Below are 3606 nucleotides of genomic sequence, written 5' to 3' on the forward strand. Positions count from 1 at the left end.
ATGCTATGTTTTAAAGAATTATCCCTTCATAAAAATTGATTTCACAATCTATTATATGAAGACATTGCCTATAGTCATAAATCCTCTTATATTTTTTATGGTAACTCTCTATGCAATAGCTGTGTGCATATTTTTTTCTGTTTTCCCTTCATGGCAGGCATCAAAACAAAATCCAGTTGAAATTTTGAGATATGAATAAAAAGTCTAATATAACGATAGATTTGTTTATTGCCTTACGGTATTTACGAGGAAAGAAACGAAACCGTCTTCTTTCGGCTATTTCATTCATTTCAGTGCTTGGCATTGCTGTTGGTGTAATGGCTTTGATTATCATCATCTCAGTTATGAATGGATTTGAAAATGATTTGCGCGAAAAGACTCTTTCAGCAAAACCCCATATAATGATTGAAAATAGTGAAGGAGAATTTATTGAAGATTCTAAAGAGATAATTGAGAAGATAAAGGGAATGGGCGTTGTAAAGGATATTTTTCCGACAATTCGAGCACAAGCATTGGTGATGAATTCTGTCGGCGTATCAGGAGTAGAATTGGTGGGGCTTGATTTTTCAGATGAAAATGCATTGGAGCGAATTGAAAAACTAATCGAAAATAAAAGTGAAAAAGAGAGAAATCTCCCTCAATCAGAGGGAATATATATTGGCAAAGAATTGGCAAAACACCTTGGAATAACCAAGGGTGAAAGGATTAAGATATTGCTTCCAGATGGTGTGCAAACTCCTTTCGGTTATTTTCCCACAGTAAGGACCTTCAAAACCATAGGTATTTTTTCAAGCGGCATTTATCAATTTGACTCAACAGCAGTTTTTATATCTCTTGATTCTGCAAAAGGACTTCTATCTACAAAATATGATGCAACATCGATAGACATCTATATAGATGATATATTCGAAGCAGATAAAATAGCTGAATTATTAAAACCCCTTGCGAAAGGGCTAAAAATTAGAACTTGGAGTGAGATGAATAAACACCTCTTCGCAGCATTGAGACTTGAAAAAGTCGCTATGTTTTCAATCCTTCTATTGATAGTACTTGTAGCTGTATTCAATATAACCAATACTCTTATAATGACAGTAATCGAAAAAAGGGGAGATATTGCCATATTGAAATCACTTGGTGCTACAGGGAAAAAGATTATGCGTATTTTTATGCTCGAAGGACTTATAACAGGAATGATTGGCACAATGTCAGGAGCTTTTATTGGTCTTCTCCTTTGCTATCTTCTTGAGAAATATGAAATCGTCAAACTTGATGATACGGTTTTTTATACTTCACACATTCCTGTTGATATTGATTTCTTGACGGTTTTTCTCATAGTTGCTTCAAGTATTATTCTTTCGTATCTTTCAACCATTTATCCAGCTAAATATGCTTCTAAATTGAAGCCTGCAGAAGTTTTAAGATTTGAATGATAGCAATTATGAATATTAAGCTCTATCAGATAGATGCTTTTACTTCAAAAATTTTTAGTGGGAATCCAGCTGCTGTCTGTCAACTTGATAAATGGCTTCCTGACAAAATTCTTCAAAATATAGCCAAAGAGAATAATCTTTCAGAAACCGCTTTTTTCATAAAAGAAAATGATTCTTTTTCAATTCGTTGGTTTACTCCGAAGACAGAAGTTAAATTATGCGGCCATGCAACACTTGCTGCTGGGTTTGTTATCTTCAATGAGTTGTCTTACAACCGTAATGAGATCAAATTTATTTCTAAAAGCGGTACTTTGTTGGTTTCAAAAGAGGAAGATTTCATCGTTTTGGACTTTCCCGTTCAACCTCCTGTATCTTGTGCTGCTCCTAAACTCTTGATAGAAGGGCTCGGGGAAAAACCTATCGAGGTCCTCAAATCGGAAGATTATATTGCAGTTTTCGAGCGTGAAGATGATATTCTTTCCATTGATCCAAATTTTGATCTATTGAAAAAACTTCCTCTTCGCGGCGTTTCTATTACGGCTAAAGCTAAAGATTCAGATTTCGTAAGCCGTTTTTTTGCCCCTAAGGTTGGTGTAGATGAAGACCCTGTTACAGGTTCAGCTCATTGTGAATTAACCCCCTACTGGGCAAATATAATTAAGAAAAACGAATTATATGCCCGGCAATTATCAGAGCGCGGTGGTGAAATCATATGTAAACTTCTGGACGATAGAGTAATTTTAAAGGGAAGAGCAGTTAAGTTTATGGAAGGTGAAATATTTCTCCCAATTTAAATTGATTGCAAGAAAATTTAGAAATTGCAGATGCTTACATCAAGGAATGAAAAGTATAAAATAAGGGATAAGAGATAAGTAAAAATCTTTTATATCCATTGGATAGACATCTTGACAAAGACCTTCTTTTTTGTAAAATATACATTCTGGAATAAGCGGGAATAGCTCAGTTGGTAGAGCATAACCTTGCCAAGGTTGGGGTCGCGGGTTCGAGTCCCGTTTCCCGCTTTTTCTTTTTTTTGAAACCTTTTAGTTGCGAAGCGGCAATATCCATTTTTCTTGGAGAAGAAGGTTTACAACATTATGTTGGCGGCATAGCCAAGTGGCTAAGGCAGCGGTCTGCAAAACCGTTATTCCCCGGTTCGAATCCGGGTGCCGCCTTTCTTTAGAAAAATCCAAAAAAGGTCCTGATTTTTTCTGGTTCTCGAGGATAAATTCTTCTTCCGGTAATAGCCATTTCGGGATTTCCTGATACGAGCTCTTCAATTTCCTCGTCTGATATTATCTTTTTTAAATGTTTTATACATGTGCTTATTACTGGAGGCCTATGATTTGAAGAGTGAGAATCTGATGCAATGAAATGTGTCATACCATGAGTGAGCATTTTTTTTGCACACTTTTTTGCTTCCTTTCCAAACTCGCCGGTAATGCTCATAGCAGTAATCTGAGTGAGAGCGCCTGCTTTGATCATATCGCATAAAAGGTTTGGATGTCTTTGGAAAAGGAAATTTCTTTCCGGATGGGTGATTATGGGTATTATGTTTTTGAGAAAAAGATTTTCAAGCAGCTTCAAGATTCTGTCTGGTACAAATTGATTTGGAAATTCTAAAAGAATATAGTTTTTTCTGTTTATGCAAAGGATTTCTCCGCTTTCTATTTTAGGGACTAAATCTGCCGCAATATGAACATCTGATCCGGGCAATATTTCGATACGGCTTCCCAAATCCTGCAGAGTCTTATTGATCAGGGCTATCTTTAACAGAATAGTTTCCGAAGTTGGCTGATATAGACCTTCAAGCTGGTGAGGAGTTGCCACTATTTTTCTAATTCCATCTCTTTCGGCAATACGAGCCATTTCAATGGATTCTTCGAGAGACTTTGATCCATCATCAATTGACGGCAATATATGGCAATGTATATCAATCATATTATCAATTCGTACTCTCTTTTTGGTGAAAAGTAAAGTTTTTAGCTTTTTTATCGGTATGATAGGAGTGAAACATATCTTTTTCTCTAATCAGGAAAGAGCGTACTTGTTGTGGCAAATAATAGATTGAAGAAGCCAATATGCGTTATGATAAATGAAGAATTTCTTTTCTAAAGTTTATTTGAAAATTGCATAGACTAAAAATTAGCATTGAAAATAATTGATAGTAAAAAAA

Annotated in this window: 4 protein-coding genes and 2 tRNA genes; 5 read left to right on the top strand and 1 reads right to left on the bottom strand. The window is 35.5% G+C overall.

The window, feature by feature from the left end; genetic code table 11:
• The 5 genes from D6734_02565 to D6734_02585 all read left to right on the top strand — a co-directional run.
• The coding region (locus D6734_02565; protein RMF97240.1) for a lipoprotein-releasing system transmembrane subunit LolC at positions 1–199 on the top strand (199 nt) is incomplete at its 5' end.
• Positions 192–1430: a lipoprotein-releasing ABC transporter permease subunit gene (locus D6734_02570; GenBank protein RMF97241.1), complete on the top strand. Its 1239-nt coding sequence runs from the start codon at positions 192–194 to the stop codon at positions 1428–1430. The genes D6734_02565 and D6734_02570, both read left to right, overlap by 8 nt.
• An 8-nt stretch (positions 1431–1438) precedes the next feature.
• Positions 1439–2224, top strand: coding sequence for a PhzF family phenazine biosynthesis protein (locus tag D6734_02575; protein RMF97243.1), 786 nt, complete (start codon positions 1439–1441; stop codon positions 2222–2224).
• Positions 2225–2379: 155 nt separating this feature from the next.
• Positions 2380–2452 (top strand) — tRNA-Gly (locus D6734_02580).
• A gap of 80 nt (positions 2453–2532) precedes the next feature.
• Positions 2533–2605: transfer RNA gene (locus D6734_02585), tRNA-Cys, on the top strand.
• A gap of 4 nt (positions 2606–2609) precedes the next feature.
• Here D6734_02585 and D6734_02590 read toward each other — a convergent pair.
• Positions 2610–3371 carry a tyrosine protein phosphatase gene (locus D6734_02590; GenBank protein RMF97242.1) on the bottom strand — a complete coding sequence of 254 codons (762 nt, stop codon included), beginning with the start codon at positions 3369–3371 and terminating at the stop codon, positions 2610–2612.
• Positions 3372–3606 lie beyond the last annotated feature (235 nt).

Source organism: Candidatus Schekmanbacteria bacterium, from assembly GCA_003695725.1.
Taxonomy (GTDB): domain Bacteria; phylum Schekmanbacteria; class GWA2-38-11; order GWA2-38-11; family J061; genus J061.